Origin of the sequence: Chryseobacterium sp. AG844, assembly GCF_003182335.1 — a bacterium.
GTDB classification, from domain to species: Bacteria; Bacteroidota; Bacteroidia; order Flavobacteriales; family Weeksellaceae; genus Chryseobacterium; species Chryseobacterium cupriresistens.
In genome coordinates, this window is record NZ_QGTV01000002.1 from 335,785 (window position 1) to 352,611 (window position 16,827).

The 16,827-nt window shown below is 37.4% G+C and carries 18 protein-coding genes; 17 read left to right on the top strand and 1 reads right to left on the bottom strand.

Annotated features, from left to right (window positions below):
* Window positions 1-44 precede the first annotated feature (44 nt).
* The 7 genes from DEU40_RS03640 to DEU40_RS03670 all read left to right on the top strand — a co-directional run bounded on the left by DEU40_RS03640 (window position 45) and on the right by DEU40_RS03670 (window position 6,176).
* Window positions 45-677 (top strand): response regulator, encoded by a 633-nt coding sequence (locus DEU40_RS03640; RefSeq protein ID WP_110008557.1) that lies wholly within the window; start codon window positions 45-47, stop codon window positions 675-677.
* A 6-nt stretch (window positions 678-683) separates the two neighbouring features.
* The gene (locus DEU40_RS03645; protein WP_110008558.1) at window positions 684-1,475 is read left to right on the top strand and encodes a hypothetical protein; all 792 of its coding nucleotides are present in this window, start codon (window positions 684-686) and stop codon (window positions 1,473-1,475) included.
* Window position 1,476: 1 nt separating this feature from the next.
* Window positions 1,477-2,112, top strand: a complete 636-nt coding sequence (locus DEU40_RS03650) for a hypothetical protein (protein ID WP_110008559.1) — start codon at window positions 1,477-1,479, stop codon at window positions 2,110-2,112.
* Window positions 2,109-2,897, top strand: a complete 789-nt coding sequence (locus DEU40_RS03655; RefSeq protein ID WP_110008560.1) for a sensor histidine kinase — start codon at window positions 2,109-2,111, stop codon at window positions 2,895-2,897. The genes DEU40_RS03650 and DEU40_RS03655 overlap by 4 nt, the downstream gene beginning before the upstream one ends.
* Window positions 2,898-2,962: 65 nt before the next feature.
* Window positions 2,963-3,292 carry a hypothetical protein gene (locus DEU40_RS03660; protein ID WP_110008561.1) on the top strand — a complete coding sequence of 110 codons (330 nt, stop codon included), beginning with the start codon at window positions 2,963-2,965 and terminating at the stop codon, window positions 3,290-3,292.
* Between the two features lie 216 nt (window positions 3,293-3,508).
* On the top strand, window positions 3,509-4,801 hold the full coding sequence (eno, locus tag DEU40_RS03665) for a phosphopyruvate hydratase (RefSeq protein ID WP_110008562.1): 1,293 nt from the start codon (window positions 3,509-3,511) through the stop codon (window positions 4,799-4,801).
* A gap of 88 nt (window positions 4,802-4,889) precedes the next feature.
* A complete protein-coding gene (locus tag DEU40_RS03670; protein ID WP_110008563.1) occupies window positions 4,890-6,176 on the top strand; it encodes a citrate synthase in 1,287 nt (428 codons plus the stop codon).
* A gap of 108 nt (window positions 6,177-6,284) precedes the next feature.
* Here DEU40_RS03670 and DEU40_RS22315 read toward each other — a convergent pair whose 3' ends face one another.
* On the bottom strand, window positions 6,285-6,449 hold the full coding sequence (locus DEU40_RS22315) for a hypothetical protein (RefSeq protein ID WP_156121335.1): 165 nt from the start codon (window positions 6,447-6,449) through the stop codon (window positions 6,285-6,287).
* Between the two features lie 289 nt (window positions 6,450-6,738).
* Here DEU40_RS22315 and DEU40_RS03675 point away from each other — a divergent pair, with 289 nt between their 5' ends.
* The 10 genes from DEU40_RS03675 (at window position 6,739) to DEU40_RS03720 (ending at window position 16,799) form a co-directional block, all read left to right on the top strand.
* Window positions 6,739-7,653: a dimethylarginine dimethylaminohydrolase family protein gene (locus DEU40_RS03675; RefSeq protein WP_110008564.1), complete on the top strand. Its 915-nt coding sequence runs from the start codon at window positions 6,739-6,741 to the stop codon at window positions 7,651-7,653.
* A gap of 74 nt (window positions 7,654-7,727) precedes the next feature.
* The gene (ctlX, locus tag DEU40_RS03680) at window positions 7,728-8,651 is read left to right on the top strand and encodes a citrulline utilization hydrolase CtlX (RefSeq protein WP_110008565.1); all 924 of its coding nucleotides are present in this window, start codon (window positions 7,728-7,730) and stop codon (window positions 8,649-8,651) included.
* A 21-nt stretch (window positions 8,652-8,672) separates the two neighbouring features.
* Window positions 8,673-9,032: an S-adenosylmethionine decarboxylase family protein gene (locus DEU40_RS03685; protein ID WP_110008566.1), complete on the top strand. Its 360-nt coding sequence runs from the start codon at window positions 8,673-8,675 to the stop codon at window positions 9,030-9,032.
* 2 nt (window positions 9,033-9,034) lie between these two features.
* Window positions 9,035-10,498 (top strand): DUF4178 domain-containing protein, encoded by a 1,464-nt coding sequence (locus DEU40_RS03690; protein WP_110008567.1) that lies wholly within the window; start codon window positions 9,035-9,037, stop codon window positions 10,496-10,498.
* Window positions 10,488-10,682, top strand: a complete 195-nt coding sequence (locus tag DEU40_RS03695) for a hypothetical protein (protein ID WP_171006289.1) — start codon at window positions 10,488-10,490, stop codon at window positions 10,680-10,682. Before DEU40_RS03690 ends, DEU40_RS03695 begins: the two co-directional genes overlap by 11 nt.
* A gap of 12 nt (window positions 10,683-10,694) precedes the next feature.
* Window positions 10,695-10,910: a DUF350 domain-containing protein gene (locus DEU40_RS03700; RefSeq protein WP_110008568.1), complete on the top strand. Its 216-nt coding sequence runs from the start codon at window positions 10,695-10,697 to the stop codon at window positions 10,908-10,910.
* Window positions 10,903-12,417, top strand: a complete 1,515-nt coding sequence (locus DEU40_RS03705) for a polyamine aminopropyltransferase (RefSeq protein WP_110008569.1) — start codon at window positions 10,903-10,905, stop codon at window positions 12,415-12,417. The genes DEU40_RS03700 and DEU40_RS03705 overlap by 8 nt, the downstream gene beginning before the upstream one ends.
* Window positions 12,418-12,454: 37 nt before the next feature.
* Window positions 12,455-13,981: an NAD(P)/FAD-dependent oxidoreductase gene (locus DEU40_RS03710; RefSeq protein WP_228406439.1), complete on the top strand. Its 1,527-nt coding sequence runs from the start codon at window positions 12,455-12,457 to the stop codon at window positions 13,979-13,981.
* 9 nt (window positions 13,982-13,990) lie between these two features.
* Window positions 13,991-15,016 (top strand): hypothetical protein, encoded by a 1,026-nt coding sequence (locus tag DEU40_RS03715; RefSeq protein WP_110008571.1) that lies wholly within the window; start codon window positions 13,991-13,993, stop codon window positions 15,014-15,016.
* A 28-nt stretch (window positions 15,017-15,044) separates the two neighbouring features.
* Entirely contained in the window at window positions 15,045-16,799 is a 1,755-nt protein-coding gene (locus DEU40_RS03720) for a discoidin domain-containing protein (protein WP_110008572.1), read from the top strand.
* Window positions 16,800-16,827 lie beyond the last annotated feature (28 nt).

The window sequence follows — 16,827 nt, forward strand, 5'->3', positions numbered from 1 at the left end:
TTCAAATTGTTTTCTGTTGAAATTTGCTTCAAACAAACAAAGTCATGAGCATTTCCATAGCCATAGTAGAAGACGAAAAAAACTACAACAATGCGTTGAAGAAGGTCATCAATTATCAGAAGGATATGAAAGTGGTTGCCCAGTTCTTTGATGGCAATGATGCCATAACAAATCTACCCGATATTTCTCCTGACGTTGTGATGATGGATATCCAATTACAGGATATGCTGGGAATTGAAATCATAGAAAAATTACGAAAAGAAATGCCTAATACACAGTTTATCATGTGTACCAGCTTTGATGATGATGAAAAGATCTTTAATTCTTTAAAGGCTGGCGCCATGGGATATCTTGTAAAAGGTGAAAGTATGGATAAGATTCTTACTTCGATACGGGACGTATATCAGGGAGGTGCTCCTATGAGCTTTTCTATTGCAAGAAGAGTATTGAATCATTTTGAAAAAAAGCTTCCGGAAATAAAAGGCTTTGATGAACTTACGGAACGCGAAAAAGAAATTCTTGAACTCCTTTCACAGGGACTTCTTTACAAAGAGATTGCAGATAAAAAATTCATCAGTATTGACACCGTCAAGAAGCACGTAGGAAATATTTACAGGAAACTCCACGTCAACAACAAAGTGGAGGCAGTTAATAAATTTAATCAATCAAAAAACTAAGAAATTATGGAAAATTCAAATGCAACAAGTCAGGTAATCCTTGATGACAATTTAGCTTACAGAGAAGGCCCTATCGGTAATAAACTTGAACAGCTGGTTGAAGATGTGTCGGAAATGAGGCCCATTAGTCACATTCTGGCAAAAAGTTTTATTGACAGTGCTAAAAGGGGAGTTTTGCTATTTATGCAAAATCAAAATGTGAATTTTAATCTCGGAGGTATTTATGCTGTAAAACATTCATTACTGAAAAATATTTGTGACCTCATGAATGATATTAAAGCGACCTATTTAACATTCACTTTTGTACAGATAGATCCCCGGGATTCCAGGTTGCGACTTACACCTAATTCTGAAAACAAGATGATCTACATGGTGGCCTCTTTGCAAACAGAGGGGAAAAATACCATTGATGAGCATAATTATTTTATCATTAATGCCAAGCAGGATCTTTCACTTAAGGATCTGAAAATCTCCGATGAGAATGTAAAAGCACTTAATGATTTTTATCTTAAGAACGGACATCAGGTATTGACTAATTATTTAGGACGAAATAATACATTTTATATCAGTTATCATATCGTTGATCTGATAGATACCCTGTCAAAAGATGATAGTGAGACATTTATCATTAATCTTTGCGAGATCAGTGATGTGAAGAAAGTCGTTTTTGAAAATAATCTTGGCGATAAATTTCGCGAAGACCAATATAATAGACATTTTGAAACCCATGAAAAACAAATGACACTGGTTTTTAGTACAGACGAAGGATATTACGATATGGGGTCATTATATCCGTAAAATGGTAATCCAGATAATATACATCGCAGTACTCCTGGCGGCTACTGTAAAGTCCATAGTTTTAGCTGGGAAGAAAGGTCTTTCCAGCCAAAACTATTTTGCGATATTTTTATTTCTTTCGCTTTGTCTGGAGCTGTATGGCCATTATAAAATATTCAATAAAGAATTTGACTTTGCTTATCTGTTTAATTATTACAGCATTTTTTTGATTATTTTTTTTGGTATCTACTATGCTAAAATTTTCCCCAAAAAAATCAGTGTATTTTCCCGGTATGTTCTGATGGCCATACTTGTGTATATTATTCTGTTTATAAAGTTTTATAGTGCTAACTATGAAAATACATTAGGAATATTAGTATGCTTTTATTTCATCATTAATGTGTTGGTTTGGTTGTATATCAGACTAAAGAATTTTGACGAAATAAAAATTCTGGACGATCCGCATTTCTGGGTTTCCTGTGGTTTGCTTTTTTGGAGTATTTTCTTTATTTTCAGATCTATACCCATGTTTTTTCTTCGGGATAATGATCCGGGGCTTCTGCAAATTCTGAAAGTGATGCAGTATTGTGTAAATATCATTATGTATGGAATGTTCTATATTGCTTTATGGAAATTTGAAAATAAAAACACAATATGAAGCAACTGCCGGATACAATAAGATTGGCTTATATTATTGCTGTTATTTTATTAATAACTTTTGTCATCTTTATTGTTTTAATCGTTGTTCTGTATAACAAAAGACAGCTTTTTTTTATTCAGCAGCAGCAGCTTAAAGAATCTGAACATCAAAACCAGCTTCTTCAGAAAGAACTGGAAAAACAAAAGGTGCTGGAGCAGGAGCGGGAACGTATCTCCCACGATATGCATGATGATCTTGGAGCCGGAATTTCTGCATTGAAGCTTCAGGCTGAATTTCTCAAACAGAAAGCGCAAGACGATGATCTGCAAAACGATATCGATGAGCTTCTGAAAACCTCCGAAGAAATGAATATTTCCATGAGAGAAATGCTGTGGAGCCTGAATTCAGGAAATGACACATTGGGGAGCTTTATCGATTATGCTGTCCTTTATACCGGAAACTTTTTGAAGAAAACAAAAATAATCGTGTATTCAGAATATGAAAATATCATAGCAGAAACACCGATTTCCACCGAAATGAGGCGTAATCTCTTTCTTTGTCTAAAAGAAGCCGTTAATAACGTTTATAAACACAGCCATGCCAACAGCCTGAAGCTTTCATTTTCGCAGGAAGAAAATAATTTTTCTATGAAAATCTCTGATAACGGAAAGGGAATTTCCGACGGCCATAAAGAAGGGAACGGTCTTAGAAATATGAAACGAAGAATGAGCGAATTATCCGGCGATTGTACAATCATCTCCGGAAATCCCGGAACCTGTCTGGTCTTCAAAACAAAATTATAAATTACCCTTTTGTGTAATTGACTGGTCCGTTTTTTAGAGGGAAATTTGATATAAAATCAAAGGCCATGAAAACTCTTATTAACGACAGTATCGAAGATCTGGAAGCTGCTTTAAAAAACAGCAGTGATCTTCAGGAAAAATTCAGGACCAATCCCATAGAAGCTATTAAAGAAGTGGAAATAAGAAGTCCGAAAGACACCGATTGCTGGATCTACAGAATCATAGTGCTCATGCTTGGCTTCGCAATTATTGCAATCATAGCAGGTCTTATTCTTATCTCTTTCTGGGGTAATGGGAAAACTCCCGATAGTCAGCTGGTCACTATATTTGCAACGATTTCATCAGGAGCAATAGGTGCCCTGGCCGGTCTTTTATCTCCCACGCCCAGAAAATAATAATAACTCCTATACCGTATCATAAAGCTCACTTTTCAAGGTGAGTTTTGTTATGATCTTCCATTTTTTAATTCCTGATCCATTCCCTTAAAAATGGGGAATTATCATAATATAAATTAACTAAAATTTAACTTGGATTTATTTCAAAAAAATGCTGTGAAATACCCTTGAAAGTTAAATTTTGATTAAATTTGTCTAAACTAAAAAAATTAAAAAATGAGTGCAATTTCTTACATAGAAGCAAGACAGATTTTAGATTCCAGAGGAAATCCTACCATTGAAGTAGATGTATTTACAGAAAGCGGGGCAATGGGCCGTGCAGCTGTACCTTCAGGAGCATCTACAGGAGAACACGAGGCGGTAGAATTACGTGACGGTGGTTCAGAATATCTGGGAAAAGGAGTTCTGAAAGCTGTTGAAAATGTAAAAGAAGTAATTGCAGAGAATTTAGTAGGACAGCCGGTTTTTGAACAAAACTATATCGATCAGATTATGATTGATCTTGATGGAACGCCTAACAAAGGAAATCTTGGTGCCAATGCTATTCTTGGTGTTTCTCTGGCCGTAGCAAGAGCTGCTGCTGCAGAATTGGGAATGCCTCTTTATAAATATGTAGGTGGAGTGAACGCCAACACACTTCCTGTTCCAATGATGAATGTAATCAACGGTGGATCTCACTCAGATGCTCCTATCGCATTCCAGGAATTCATGATTATGCCGGTAAAAGCTGATTCTTTCTCTCATGCATTGAGAAAAGGAACTGAAATTTTCCACAACCTAAAATCTATTCTTCATTCAAGAGGTTTATCTACTGCGGTAGGTGATGAAGGTGGTTTCGCACCAACTTTCAAAGGAACTGAAGATGCTTTGGATACTTTACTTCAAGCTATTGAAAAAGCAGGTTATAAGCCAGGTGACGATATTATGTTGGCACTTGACTGTGCGGCTTCGGAATTCTACAAAGATGGAATCTATGATTACAGAAAATTCCAGACTCCGGACGCAGCTCAGTTTTCAAGCAGCGAGCAGGTTTCTTACTTAGCGCAACTGGCTGCAAAATATCCAATCATTTCTATCGAAGATGGTATGCAGGAAAACGACTGGGAAGGTTGGAAAATGTTAACAGATAAAATTGGTGACAGAGTACAGCTGGTAGGAGATGATTTATTTGTAACCAACGTAGAAAGATTATCCAGAGGAGTAAAAGAAAATATTGCGAACTCTATCCTTGTAAAAGTAAATCAGATTGGTTCTCTTTCTGAAACAATGGCTGCTGTACAGATGGCTCAGAATAACAAATTCACTTCAGTAATGTCTCACAGATCAGGAGAAACTGAAGATTCTACAATTGCTGATTTAGCAGTAGCAATGAACTGTGGACAGATCAAAACCGGTTCAGCTTCAAGATCAGACAGAATGGCAAAATACAACCAGTTATTAAGAATTGAAGAAGCTTTAGGCGAAACTGCAATTTTCCCAGGGTTGGAAGCTTTTAAAATCAAAAGATAATTAATCGAATTTATAAATAACGGCAAGCGAAATTTTTAGTTTGCCGTATTTTATGGAAAGTGGTATATTTAAAAAAAATAAATAAATAATGTCAGACAACAAAGTAATATTGAATTACGACGGTAATTCATATGAATATCCAATCGTGGATAGTACTATCGGAGACAGAGGGATTGATATTTCAAAATTAAGAGACCAGACAGGTTTAATCACTCTGGATTTAGGTTACAAAAATACAGGAGCTACTATTAGCGACATCACTTACTTAGACGGAGATAAAGGAGAATTATTCTACAGAGGTTATCCAATCGAGCAGATTGCTGAAAAATCTAACTTCACTGAAGTAATGTATCTTTTATTACATGGAGAATTACCTACTCAGGATCAGTTTACTTCATTCGACAACAATATTAAAAAATATAACTTCATCGCAGACGAAATGAAAAAAATCATTGATGTTTTTCCTCGCTCTGCTCACCCTATGGGAGTTTTATCTTCTTTAACGTCTGCTTTAACAGCTTTCAACCCGAAAGCCGTTAACGTAAACTCTAAAGAAGAAATGGATCACGCTGCTGAGCTTATGATCGCTAAGTTTTCTCACCTTTGTGCATGGACTTACAGAAAAACTCAGGGCTTACCATTAAACCATGGTGATAACAACCTGAACTATGTAGAGAACTTCTACAAAATGGCATTCAGATTACCAAACGCTGATTTCGAAATCGATCCGGTAGTTGTAAATGCTTTAGATAAATTATTAATCCTTCACGCAGACCACGAACAAAACTGTTCTACTTCTACAGTAAGAATGGTAGGTTCTGCCCACACAGGTCTTTTCGCTTCTATCTCTGCCGGAGTATCTGCCCTTTGGGGGCCGCTTCACGGTGGTGCTAACCAGGCTGTAATCGAAATGCTTGAACTTATCGAGAAAGACGGTGGTGATGTATCTAAATATGTTGCTAAAGCTAAAGATAAGAATGATAACTTCCGTTTAATGGGATTCGGACACAGAGTGTACAAAAACTTCGACCCAAGAGCGAAAATCATCAAGAAAGCTGCTGACGATATCCTTAAAGCATTAGGTATCCAGGATAAAGCTCTTGACATTGCAATGCAGCTGGAAAGAGTAGCGCTGGAAGACGAATACTTCGTAGAAAGAAAACTATATCCAAACGTAGACTTCTACTCAGGTATCATCTACAGAGCTTTAGGAATTCCTACAGAAATGTTCACCGTAATGTTTGCATTAGGAAGACTTCCGGGATGGATTTCTCAGTGGAAAGAAATGAGACTGAAAGGAGACCCGATCGGAAGACCAAGACAGGTTTACCAAGGTGCTCAGCAAAGAAACTACATCGATATTGCAAGCAGATAATATTTGCTTACATCATAAAAAAATCCCAAAGCACGCTTTGGGATTTTTTATTTATATCAATTAGCTCAATAAGAAAGCCTGCTTAAAAAAGCAGGCTTTCTTTGTTTATTAAGGACATTGGCATCTGTCGCAAGTCCAGATATAACAGTTTCCTGCATCATCCCATTCACAGCATCTTCTGCCTGTTGAGATTGGAGCGCCTCCCATTACGGATTTTTGTTGATCTCTTCCTAACTTTTGTGCGTTTTTCAGCACCGGATTGTTCTTGTTCATGACTTGATTTTTGGTGTTAATAGTTCAATTTTACGGTTTATAATTTCGCGAAAATTATATCACTAATATAGGAAATTAAATAATATGATTATCTATTTTTTTGTTCTTATGTAGATGGAAAATAGTAAGTTGTAGATGTTTTTGGAACTATTCACTAAAGTTGGCACTGCATACAAGCAAATTTTGCCGAAGGGTGTTGATTTTGGGAACCAAATTTAATACATAAAATAATCCAAAAGTTTTACAGGTAGAGACCTTTACTTATATTTGTAGTATTGCATAAATCTTTATGAGACTAAACATTAAAAACGAAACGGGCAGGCTGAAGTCAGTAGTTCTGGGCCAGCCTAATTCATTGGGGCCTGTTCCCACACTAGAGGAAAGTTATGACGCAAAGTCATATTACTCAATCGAGCACAACATTTATCCTAAAGAAGAGGATATTATTAATGAAATGAACGCTTTTGAAGCGGTTTTAAAAAAGTATGGCGTTGAAGTACTGCGTCCCAGCATCATCAAAGATTACAATCAGGTTTTTTCAAGAGATGTAGCCTTTGTAATTGATGATAAAATGATCATTTCCAATGTGATTGCAGACAGAGCAGACGAGCAGGAAGCCTATAAAAGCGTTTTTGAAAAAGTAGCATGGAGAAAGATCATCAATCTTCCCGAAACTGCACATATCGAAGGAGGTGATGTGATCGTATGGAATGATTTCCTTTTCATCGGAACCTGCTTCAGTGAAGATTACAGAAACTATAAGACGGCAAGAACCAATGAATATGCCATTGAAATATTAAAAGAATATTTTCCGAAGAAAAGAATCATTGACCTGGAACTGAAGAAAAACGATAAGGTTCCTTTTGAAGGCATTCTTCATTTGGATTGTACATTTAATCCGGTAGGTGAAGACAAATGTATTATTTATAAAAACGGATTTGTAGATGAAAGCGACTATCGTTTAATCATTGATATTTTTGGAGAAGAAAACTGTTTCCATATCAATGATGAAGAAATGTTTGAAATGTTCCCGAATATTTTCTCCATTTCTCCTGATGTTGTCGTTTCGGACAAAGCATTCACAAGAATGAATGACCACCTGAGAAACGAGTGGGGAATGACTGTTGAAGAAATTCCTTACAGAGAAATCTCTAAAATGGGAGGCTTGCTGAGATGCTCTACAATGCCACTTGTGAGAGAGTAATTGAGTTGGAGAGTTTTAGTGTTTGGGAGTGGGGGTTTTTAATCTTTCAATCTTTTAATTTTTAAATCAAAAAAATGCAAACAACAGATACAGTATTAATGATAGAACCGATTGCATTCGGTTACAACGCTGAAACAGCGAAAAATAATTATTTCCAGGTAGAACAGACAGGCTCTGACATCCAGTCAAAAGCGTTGGCAGAATTCAACACCTTTGTCGGAAAGCTGAGAGAAAAGGGAATTAATGTGATCACTATAAAAGATACGTTGGATCCCCACACTCCGGATTCTATTTTCCCGAATAACTGGGTAAGTTTCCATAAAGACGGAAAAGTGGTTTTGTACCCGATGTTCGCTTCCAACAGAAGAGTGGAAAGAAGAGAAGATATTATCGAAAGTATCAAAGATCAAGGGTTTGAAGTGGCTGAAATTGATGACTGGTCTTTCTCTGAAACCCAGGGACACTTTCTGGAAGGAACAGGAAGTATGATTTTTGATCACGATAACAAAATTGCTTACGGCTCTGTTTCTTTGAGGCTGGATGAAAAACTGTTCAGAGAATTCTGTACAAAATACGGATTTACTCCCGTTGTATTCCATTCTTTCCAGACTGTAGGCACAGAAAGACTTCCAATCTATCACACCAATGTAATGATGTGTGTAGCCGATAAATTTGTTGTAATCTGCCTTGACTGTATTGATGATGAACTTGAAAGAGGAAAAGTATTGGAAGTTATTAAAGGATCCGGAAAAGAAATCATTGAGATTTCTGAAGAACAGATGCAGCAGTTTGCCGGAAATATGCTTCAGGTTCAGAATAAAGAAGGAAAAAAATTCCTGGTCATGAGCCAGACTGCTTACCATTCTTTAACTCCGGAACAGGTAGCTGCTATTGAAAAATACTGCGAAATTATCTATTCAGACCTGAATACCATTGAAGTAAATGGCGGAGGAAGCGCAAGATGTATGCTTGCTGAGGTTTTTCTTCCAAAAAAATAATATATTTACCAAAAAAATTAATTGAACCCATTATCAAGTAAAGGTTTACATATTCTTCTGACTTTGGAAACAGAGTCAGAAGATTTGTTATTAGACAGCAAAGGTTTTCTGCTGTTTACAGAAGAAATTCTGAAAGCCAGGGAGGTGGAAATTGTAGGAGTAACCAATCATATTTTTGAGAACGACAGCTTTACTTCCGCAGTGATCCTTAAAGAATCTCACCTTTGTATCCACACGTGGCCGGAATTTAAACAGCTTACCTTTGATGTATTTCTTTGTAATTATACTCAGGACAATACGGAGAAAGTAGAGCAGATTGCAGATGAGGTGGTTCAGTATTTTAAAGCTAATACCATTCAAAAACACAAAATTTACAGATAAAAATGCACTATGTCTGCCCAGCATGCGAATCCGAAAATACATTAGATCTCACCTTTCCTGTTGAAGAATATGTTTGCGATACCTGTTCTTATCTCATTGATGTAGCCTGGAACAAAAAAATTAAACATCTGAAAGTCCCAACGGAAAATGTTGTATTGGATATCGGACAAAAAGGAAAAATTGACGGTACGGAATATACAGTCGTTGCGATTACTGTTAAAAAATACGGAAACAGTATTTTCTGGCGGGAATATTCTTTAAAAGACAGCAAAGGAAATGATGCTTTCCTGAGTGAGAGTGATGGACATTGGGTTTTCCTGATCTCTATGCATCCTGATGATTTTAAAGGCAAGGATTCAAAATTTCCAACCTATCTCGGACGAACCTACCGTTGGTACGAAAATACTCCATGCACTATTGATGCGGCTGCCGGATTTTTTGATGAACATCTGGATTTCAGCATTGCGACCTACAAAGAATATGTCAATGGAACGCGTATGATCTCTCAGGAGAAGACCGGTAAGAAAAGCCAGTATTTTTATGGAGTTCACATTTCAAAATATGAAGTTAAGAAAGCTTTTAAAATAGCTAATCTGCCCAATTATACAGGAATAGGGATTGTTCAGCCCTATTATTTCGATATCAGGCAAGCCGTGAACATCTTTTGTGTGGCTGCATTAATGATTTGCCTGCTCCAGATGTACGTCTACACTTCAAGAACGAACGAAACCGTTTTTGCAGAGACCATCAATTTTGCAGATGTAAAAGACAAAGAAATGGTCAGCAAAAGTTTTACCCTTTCAGGAGGTTCTGCACCATTAAAAGTGAATGCATTTTCAGGTGTTGATAATTCCTGGGCGAATGTTCAGCTAAGTCTTGTAAACGAGAATACCAACGAAATTATCTATACCTCCAAAGATATCGAACAGTATCATGGGTACGAAGGCGGAGAGAGCTGGACAGAAGGAAGCCAATCCGAAGATTTTAACCTGTGTGGAGTGGGCTCCGGGAAATATCATTTCATTATTTCCGCCGAAAAAGAAGGAGGCTTACCCTCATTTTCAGGTCTTACATCTCCTGATTCGAAGGTCGTGATTTCACGGGATAAATCAGGAACAATTGAGGTTACTGATATATTCAAGGTGCAGACCAAGACTTTTACAGACGGAAAGATGCTCGAAAAAGATACCTCGGAAGTGATCAGACTTGCCAAAGCATCGTTCGGAACTCAGAAACTGGACTCCCTGATTAATACTGAAGCCCTTAGACTTACTACAGACCTCATTTCAAGCAACACCTATGTACAGCTTAAAGCAACCTGGCTTCCCGTTTCATTCTGGAACTTCGGAATTATTTTGTTCATAATGATTGCTCTGTTTGTGGCAATGTGGATAGGAAAACATTACTTTAATGTAAACAAATGGAAAAATAGTTCAAACTCACCTTATCCTGCCAATGATAACTAATATTACCAATTACATAAGACAAAACTGGATACTCTGCCTGATCGGAGGATTTTTCCTGACCTGGTTTGTATACCTTACGTACCGGGGAAATCAGGTCTGCGACTGTGCCAAAACGGAAACATACCGCGACGGAACCACAAGAAGTCATTCCAGAGTAGGATTCTACAGATACTATCACAAATAAAAATATAAAACTATGGACAACATCAATTTCTTACCCATACTAAACTCGGTTCTTTATTCATTTTTAGGAATCGCCATTTTACTTGTATGTTATTTCATTATTGAAAAACTGACTCCTGAAAAAACATGGCACGAGATCGCCCAGAACAAAAATATAGCCATTGCTATTGTTTTCGGGGCATTTATTATCGGAATTTCAATGATCATAAGCGCAGCAATTCATGGATAAGAAGAGGATTCCTCTTGAGCTGCTTTTATTGTTTTCAGTATTCGTCATTGCTACATGTGGATTGATTTATGAGCTGGTGGCCGGAGCCTTGGCGAGCTATCTTTTAGGAGACTCTGTAAAGCAGTTTTCTTTCATTATCGGAGTATACCTGTTCTCAATGGGAGTAGGTTCCTACCTTGCGAAATTCATCAAAGGAAATCTTATTGATAAATTCATTGAGATCGAAATCCTTGTAGGAATTGTAGGCGGAATCAGTTCTGTAGTGCTGTTTATTCTTTTTAATACACTCGCACATTTTGAAAGCGTTCTCTATCTCTTTGTATTCTTCACCGGATGTCTTGTAGGAGTGGAAATCCCGCTTCTGATGAATATTTTAAAAGACAGGGTACAATTTAAAGATTTAGTTTCAAATGTCTTTGCATTCGATTATATCGGGGCTTTATTGGCATCGATTCTTTTTCCATTGGTTTTGATTCCAAAATTAGGAATTGTCAAAACCCCTTTATTTTTTGGATTAATCAATATTTCCATTGCAATATTCCTCTGCTATTATCTTACAAAGGAATTATCAAAACCCTTATCCCTGAAAATAAAATCTATCGCGGCATTTGCCTTCTTGCTGGGACTTTTCTTTTTTTCAGATACGATTCTATCTTATTCTGAAGAAAAACTATATGGCGAAAATGTGGTTTATACTAAAAGTTCACCCTATCAAAGAATCGTTTTAACGAGGAATACGCACGAGTTTCGTTTATATTTAAATAATAACCTGCAGTTTTCTTCCACAGATGAATACCGTTATCATGAAGCTTTGGTACATCCTGCTATGTCGATGGCGAAAAACATTGATAATGTCCTGATTTTGGGAGGAGGTGACGGCTTCGCAGCAAGAGAAGTTTTAAAATACAAAGATGTTAAAAAAGTAACCCTTGTAGATCTTGACGGGGAAATGACTCAGTTTTTCAAGACCAATGAAACCATGCGAAGACTGAACCAAAGCTCACTTTCCAATCCTAAAGTGGAGGTGATCAATAAAGACGCTTACATCTGGGTAAAAGACAGCAAAAAGAAATTTGACGTCATCATCATCGACTTTCCTGATCCGTCGAATTACAGCTTAGGAAAACTCTATTCCCTGCAGTTTTATAAAGAACTGGAGAGATTGACAACTCTTGATACCAGGATTGTGGTACAAACCACTTCTCCTTATTTTGCACCAAAATCTTTCTGGTGTATTGAAAAAACGATCAATCAGATCTTTCCATTCACAGCAGCGTATCACACCTATGTTCCCTCTTTTGGAGAATGGGGATTCACGATGGCTTCATTTGAACCCATCAACAACAGGATCTACAGAAAGCTGCCTGGATTAAAATATTATGATTACAATTTTTCACAGATGTCTTATTTCAATAAAGATATGAAAGTGAAAGAAGTAGAAGTTAACCGTCTGGATAACCAGATACTAGTCCGTTATTTCGATGAAGAGTGGGGGAAAGTACAGTAGAAAAGATTTTCTTACAACTATATTTTTAGGTAGCCTTATGCTTCCTTTTTTGCAGTATTGCGGAAAGAAAGTAAAAGCTTTGCTGTTAAAGATCACAGGGACCAATCATGTTCTCGGGCATAAATTATGGGCAAAAGATTTTCCACAGTTTTCAGAAGTTATCCACACCAAGTATCTTATTGTCGGGGGAGGAATTTCCGGACTTTCAGCGTGCAGGTTCTTCAGCCAGCATCATGAACAGAATTATCTTATTCTGGAAATGGAAAACCATCTTGGCGGCAATTCTTCCAACGGACAGAATTCATTTTCAAAATTTCCTTTAGGCGCTCATTATTTACCATTACCGAACAAAGAGAATACAGAAATCATCGACTTTCTGAAAGAGTGTGAAATCTGCTTAGGAACTGAGGATAACGGAGAACCCATCCTTGATGAATATCAAATGACTTTTCCACAACAGGAAAGACTGTTTTATAAAAATGCCTGGCAGAACGATATTGTTCCGCAAAGAGGAATTTCAGCGCAAACCCAGCAAGAGCTTGCCCGCTTTTTTAAACTGATGGATGAATTTCGTGCAAAGAAAGACATTCAAGGAAGATATTGGTTTGCTATTCCGGTACATGACTCCAGCAGAGAAGATGAGGTGGTAAAGCTTGAAAAAATCATTTTTAAAGACTGGCTCACAGAAAATAACTTCTATTCGGAAGAACTTCTCTGGCTGCTGGATTATTCCTGCAGAGACGATTTCGGCTTAGGAATTGACTATGTTTCAGCATGGGCAGGCATCCATTACTTTGCCGGAAGAAAAAACAACTGGAGCACGAAATATAAAGATCAGGTATTCACATGGCCAGAAGGAAATGCAAGACTGGCAAACCATTTTTCAAAATATACAGAGGGAAAACATTGGCCGGGAAATCTGGTTTTTGATATAAAAATCAATGATAAAGTTGAGGTCTTAAGTTTTGATAATACCCAAAAGAAAACGAAGAAGATCATTGCAGATAAAGTATTGTTTGCAACCCCACAATTTGTGAATGAAAGAATTTTTAATCAAAAAAGGGCATCATCATTTCATTATGTTCCGTGGCTTTTAACCACCATTACCCTGAAGAATGAATTCGGAGGAGATGAAGAGCTGGCCTGGGATAATGTGATCTACGGTTCTTCGGGATTAGGTTATATCTTCGACCAGCACCAGAATCTGAACCAGGTTATAGGCGAAAAAGTGATTACTCACTATAAAAGTTTTTCAACCGGAGACTGCAAGAAAGCAAGGAAAAAGCTCTACACCATGAAAGATGCTGAACTGAAAGATTTAGTTTTAAACGATCTGAAGAAAGCTCATCCGTTGATAGAAGATTTCATTCTGGAAATACAGTTTCATAAAATAGGACATGCAATGATTGCTCCGGTTCCCAATCAGATTTTTGGTGAAGAAACTCAAAAAGCGAAAGAACCCATAGGAGACAAAATTTTCTTTGCCCATTCCGATCTTTCGGGAATATCTATTTTTGAAGAAGCTTTCTATCAAGGGTTCCGGACTGCAGAACAAATGATGTAAAATACTACAATGAAACAGCCGTGGATACATAACGCAAAAACAGACTGGTGGTTTATTTTATCGCCGCCTTTTCTGGTATTGATGATTATCTTTCTCTTTCAGAAACAGATTCAGGGGCTGGAAAATCATTATTCCTTTTACACATGGCTTTTCCTGATCGTTTTTGTGGATGTGGCTCATGTATATTCTACGCTGTTCAAAACGTATTTCGTAAAGGGAGAAATACAGAAAAATAAACTGCTGTATCTGGGGATTCCTGTTCTGAGCTGGATACTGGGAATAATCCTGTTTCAGTTTGGAAGTCTGACCTTCTGGTCGGTCCTGGCATTGATTGCCGTTTTTCATTTTATACGGCAGCAATACGGATTTATGAGAATCTATGCGCGCTTTGAACCGAATAACTGGAGCAAAAAAATAGATGAGGTGGCTGTGTATTCCGCAACGATTTATCCGATGCTGTACTGGTTTAAAACGCCCCGTGCCTTCACCTGGTTTGTCAACAATGAGTTTGACTGGCTTCAAAATCTTCCGGATTATGTTCCTATAATTACCGTTATCTATTTTGCCATTCTGATAATTTGGATTATTAAAACTGTTGTTGAAGCTTTTAAGACAAAAAAAATTAACATTCCGAAAACAGCACTGATCACCGGAACTTTTCTTTCCTGGTATTTCGGGATTGTTTACTTCAATAATGATCTTCTGTTTACTTTTCTGAATGTGGTTTCTCATGGAATTCCCTATATCGCATTGATCTATATCCGGGAAATAAAGCAAAAAGGAAATCATCAGCTGAACCGGATGCAGATTTTTAAATCCTTTTCAGGAATACTCCTATTTGTCGGTGTCATTTTATTGTTTGCCTTTCTCGAAGAATTTTTGTGGGAAACACTTGTCTGGAATGAGCATTTTTCCCTTAATATAGTGATTTCAGAAAATCTCTTTCAGTTTCTGGTTCCTTTATTGGTTGTTCCGCAGCTCACTCATTATCTTCTGGACGGCTTTATTTGGAGAAAACCCAAAAAAGTTAGTTAACTTTGTCCGGAACGTTTAAAATCTGAAAATGAGACAATATTTTTTATCATTAACAATTTTTATGGGAATTATTGTTGGAGCCCAGCAGAAAACATTCTGCAATCCTATCAATATCGACTACGGATATACCCCTTTTGAAGCCTTTTCCAAGCAGGGAAAGCACCGCGCTACAGCAGATCCGGTAATTGTCAATTTTAAAAATAAACTTTTCCTTTTTTCTACCAACCAGGAAGGATACTGGTACAGTGATGATATGCTGGACTGGAAGTTTGTAAAAAGAAAATTCCTCAGAGATAACAAATACATCCATGATCTTAATGCTCCGGCAGTCTGGGCAATGAAAGATACTTTATACGTGTATGGCTCTACCTGGGAACAGGATTTCCCGGTCTGGAAAAGTACTAATCCCACCAAAGACGACTGGAAAATTGCAGTGGATACTTTAAAAGTAGGAGCTTGGGATCCGGCGTTCCATTATGATGAAGATAAGAATAAATTATATCTTTACTGGGGTTCAAGCAATGAATGGCCATTGCTGGGAACAGAAGTGAAAGTAAAAAACCTTCAGTCCGAAGGTTTCGTAAAACCGATTATTAAGCTAAAACCTGAAGACCACGGTTGGGAAAGGTTTGGGGAATACAATGATAATGTTTTTCTGCAGCCTTTTGTAGAAGGAGCGTGGATGACGAAGCATAACGGGAAATATTATATGCAGTATGGTGCTCCGGCAACAGAATTCAGTGGATACTCGGATGGAGTATATGTGAGCAAAAGTCCTTTGGAAGGCTTCGAATATCAACAGCATAATCCGTTCTCTTATAAACCGGGAGGTTTTGCAAGAGGTGCAGGGCACGGAGCGACATTTGAAGACAATTACAAAAACTGGTGGCATGTTTCGACCATCTTTATTTCAACTAAAAATAATTTTGAAAGAAGACTGGGGATCTGGCCTGCAGGCTTTGATAAAGATGATGTAATGTATTGTAACACGGCTTATGGCGATTATCCGACTTATCTTCCGCAATATGCACAGGGAAAAGATTTTACTAAAGGTCTTTTTGCCGGATGGATGCTTCTGAACTATAATAAACCTGTACAGGTTTCATCTACTTTAGGTGGATATCAGCCTAACTATGCGGTAGATGAAGATATCAAAACCTACTGGAGTGCTAAGACAGGAAATTCCGGGGAATGGTTCGAGACGGATCTGGGTGAAGTTTCGACAATTAATGCCATTCAGATCAATTATGCGGATCAGGATGCAGAATTTATGGGAAAAACATTGGGGAAAATGCATCAATATAAAATCTATGGTTCCAATGACGGGAAAAAATGGAATGTGATTGTGGATAAAAGCAAAAACACAAAAGACGTACCTCACGACTATGTAGAACTTGAAGAGCCTGCAAAAGCCCGTTTCCTTAAAATGGAAAACCTTAAAATGCCAACAGGAAAATTTGCATTAAGCGGTTTCAGAGTATTCGGAAAAGGAGCAGGAAAACAGCCTGCTAAAGTGGAAGGGTTTGTTTCTCTGAGAGCTGATCCAAAGAAATATGGTGAAAGAAGAAGTATCTGGATGAAGTGGCAGCAGAACCCTGATGCAGACGGCTATGTAATCTATTTTGGAAAGACTCCGGATAAATTATACGGAAGCATCATGGTATACGGAAAGAATGAATATTTCTTTACCGGAGCAGACAGAACGGACGCTTACTATTTCCAGATTGAAGCTTTCAATGCCAATGGAGTTTCTGAAAGAACAGCTGTTGCAAAATCTGAATAAATTTCAAATAAAATATAGAAGAATAACA

What these genes read in the sequence shown, in the direction of transcription:
- DEU40_RS03640 (WP_110008557.1), top strand. Translation starts at nt 45, where the DNA reads ATGAGCATTTCCATAGCCATAGTAGAAGACGAAAAAAACTACAACAAT.
- DEU40_RS03645 (WP_110008558.1), top strand. Translation starts at nt 684, where the DNA reads ATGGAAAATTCAAATGCAACAAGTCAGGTAATCCTTGATGACAATTTA.
- DEU40_RS03650 (WP_110008559.1), top strand. Translation starts at nt 1,477, where the DNA reads ATGGTAATCCAGATAATATACATCGCAGTACTCCTGGCGGCTACTGTA.
- DEU40_RS03655 (WP_110008560.1), top strand. Translation starts at nt 2,109, where the DNA reads ATGAAGCAACTGCCGGATACAATAAGATTGGCTTATATTATTGCTGTT.
- DEU40_RS03660 (WP_110008561.1), top strand. Translation starts at nt 2,963, where the DNA reads ATGAAAACTCTTATTAACGACAGTATCGAAGATCTGGAAGCTGCTTTA.
- eno (WP_110008562.1), top strand. Translation starts at nt 3,509, where the DNA reads ATGAGTGCAATTTCTTACATAGAAGCAAGACAGATTTTAGATTCCAGA.
- DEU40_RS03670 (WP_110008563.1), top strand. Translation starts at nt 4,890, where the DNA reads ATGTCAGACAACAAAGTAATATTGAATTACGACGGTAATTCATATGAA.
- DEU40_RS22315 (WP_156121335.1), bottom strand. Translation starts at nt 6,449, where the DNA reads ATGAACAAGAACAATCCGGTGCTGAAAAACGCACAAAAGTTAGGAAGA.
- DEU40_RS03675 (WP_110008564.1), top strand. Translation starts at nt 6,739, where the DNA reads ATGAGACTAAACATTAAAAACGAAACGGGCAGGCTGAAGTCAGTAGTT.
- ctlX (WP_110008565.1), top strand. Translation starts at nt 7,728, where the DNA reads ATGCAAACAACAGATACAGTATTAATGATAGAACCGATTGCATTCGGT.
- DEU40_RS03690 (WP_110008567.1), top strand. Translation starts at nt 9,035, where the DNA reads ATGCACTATGTCTGCCCAGCATGCGAATCCGAAAATACATTAGATCTC.
- DEU40_RS03695 (WP_171006289.1), top strand. Translation starts at nt 10,488, where the DNA reads ATGATAACTAATATTACCAATTACATAAGACAAAACTGGATACTCTGC.
- DEU40_RS03700 (WP_110008568.1), top strand. Translation starts at nt 10,695, where the DNA reads ATGGACAACATCAATTTCTTACCCATACTAAACTCGGTTCTTTATTCA.
- DEU40_RS03705 (WP_110008569.1), top strand. Translation starts at nt 10,903, where the DNA reads ATGGATAAGAAGAGGATTCCTCTTGAGCTGCTTTTATTGTTTTCAGTA.
- DEU40_RS03710 (WP_228406439.1), top strand. Translation starts at nt 12,455, where the DNA reads ATGCTTCCTTTTTTGCAGTATTGCGGAAAGAAAGTAAAAGCTTTGCTG.
- DEU40_RS03715 (WP_110008571.1), top strand. Translation starts at nt 13,991, where the DNA reads ATGAAACAGCCGTGGATACATAACGCAAAAACAGACTGGTGGTTTATT.
- DEU40_RS03720 (WP_110008572.1), top strand. Translation starts at nt 15,045, where the DNA reads ATGAGACAATATTTTTTATCATTAACAATTTTTATGGGAATTATTGTT.